This is a genomic window from bacterium (assembly GCA_030247525.1).
Taxonomy (GTDB): domain Bacteria; phylum Electryoneota; class JAOADG01; order JAOADG01; family JAOADG01; genus JAOTSC01.
In genome coordinates, this window is record JAOTSC010000291.1 from 1 (window position 1) to 1,891 (window position 1,891).

The 1,891-nt window shown below is 43.4% G+C and carries 2 protein-coding genes; both read right to left on the bottom strand.

Annotation, left to right across the window (positions count from 1 at the left end; translation table 11 throughout):
* Positions 1–116: 116 nt before the first annotated feature.
* A complete protein-coding gene (locus OEM52_15070) occupies positions 117–779 on the bottom strand; it encodes an SOS response-associated peptidase (GenBank protein MDK9701455.1) in 663 nt (220 codons plus the stop codon).
* 69 nt (positions 780–848) lie between these two features.
* Positions 849–1,706, bottom strand: coding sequence for a winged helix-turn-helix domain-containing protein (locus OEM52_15075; GenBank protein MDK9701456.1), 858 nt, complete (start codon positions 1,704–1,706; stop codon positions 849–851).
* Positions 1,707–1,891: the final 185 nt, after the last annotated feature.

A 1,891-nucleotide genomic window follows, 5' to 3' on the forward strand; every position in this document is an offset into this window, starting at 1 on the left:
ATATTATATTAATATATTTTATATACAACGTTCATCTAATACAATCTTAATAAATGTTTGGCACTACAAAGATTAGTAGTAATCGATAAGCAATGAAAGTCTATCAGACAATCATTTCATTCGTTTTCAAAAAATGTTGGAGGCGGAGCTGGTGGTTCAACTGTGGGAGTTTGACAGTCGGGCCCATCGTTTTGTACGCTATTTACTCGTTGAGAAACCGGAGTAAAAATTAATTCAACTGAATGCTCTTCGTGTAATCGTTGTAGAGGGGAATCGAACCAGTCCCCGAATTCTTCTGTAGTCAAAATCAACGGCATTCGATCATGTAGAGGAATCATTTGCTGATTGGCATTCGTAGTGATGATGGAAAACTGGGAGTAAGGGGTATCGTTCCAATAGATCCCCGCTAACCAAAGTAGTGACTTATCTTTTCTTTGGATATGATAGGGATACCGAGCTTTGCCTACTTTCTTCCACTCATAGAATCCACTTGCTGGAATTATGCACGGTTTTCGCAGTAATTGTTTACTGTAGATATCGCTATTTAAGAGTGTATCGGAACGTGTATTTGCTGTAATTCCTTTAGCAGAGGGTCTTCCCCATGTTGCTGGCGAGAGATGCAGAACTGCCCCCTGCCGAACGATAAGTGGATGTTTTGAAGTAATCGCGATGTTGTAGCGCGGCTTCCATCCCTCATCTCCCCACTCGTCGACAACCGCTCCAGCAGTTTTCGCGATAGTATCGGCATCGGGTGCAATCAGTGCGATTCTGAAACACATATTGATATTCCAAGGTAATGGAAAAGGCGGCGAAGTCGCCGCCTTTCAAATACTTGTTGCATGATAAGACTATTGCAAGATGCGGGCTTTATCGATATCGTCCAAGGACATCTCGAGCTTGCCGTCTAACCACTCGTTACCCTTTTCGGAAATCTCCCATAAAGCACGCGGGGAATCGGACTTCATAAGCCCGCATTTCACGAGTTTGATCCGTGCCCAGGGTGCGACATTCATCCATCGAGGGGATTTCGTGCTTTCGATAATCTCCAAATCGCCTTCATGCATTTCCATCGTTTCCCGGACTTTTTGCAAACATGCCGTTCCGGTTAATGACCCACCAGCTATACGCAGAGATTCGAGAATAGGTCGATAATAATCTTTTTGGGCGTGATACGGTGCAACGACTACGCTCTTTGGTTTGCGCCCGCGCTTTCCAGCAACCTTCTCCGGCTTCGGCATCGGTTTGCGACCACGCTTTTTATATACCTTGGGCGTTTCGTCTTTCGGCTTTGGTTTGCGACCACGCTTTTTCGGTTCGGCAGGGACTACAACTCCGCCTTCGGTGGCAACGACTACTTTTGGCTTACGGCCACGTTTTTTCGGGACTACAACGGGTGTTTCGCCATCGATGACAGTCACGTCTGATTTTGGTTTGCGACCGCGTTTTTTGCGTACGATGATATTTTCATCAACTTGAACCGAAACAGTGGTTTTGCCAAACTCAAGTTGTTTAAGTGTTTCTTCCACGGTCCGCAAATGAGTCATGATATCCAGTAACAACTGGATATTATCTATTGTTGACTTCGCTTTACTGAATTCTTTGGTTTCGAGTTGTTTATTTAGCTCGGTGCGATGTTTGAGGATTAATTTGGTTAATTCGCCTAATTGGTTGGCGAATGAGAGTTCAGTAATTTTCGGATCCGTCATTATCATTTCCTTTCAACGGAGGGTAAAATCAAGGGATTGGCTAACACGACCTAAATTACAATGAATAATCATAGGAGTCAATAGCTGATTTCAAAGCAATTAAAGCGAATACCCCAAGTTATTGATTGATTGTACGTTACATCACAATATACTCTAAAGATTGTGACTATTTGATAGGATAACAA

Coding starts and splice junctions, on each gene's coding strand:
- OEM52_15070 (MDK9701455.1), bottom strand. CDS start 779: ATGTGTTTCAGAATCGCACTGATTGCACCCGATGCCGATACTATCGCG.
- OEM52_15075 (MDK9701456.1), bottom strand. CDS start 1,706: ATGACGGATCCGAAAATTACTGAACTCTCATTCGCCAACCAATTAGGC.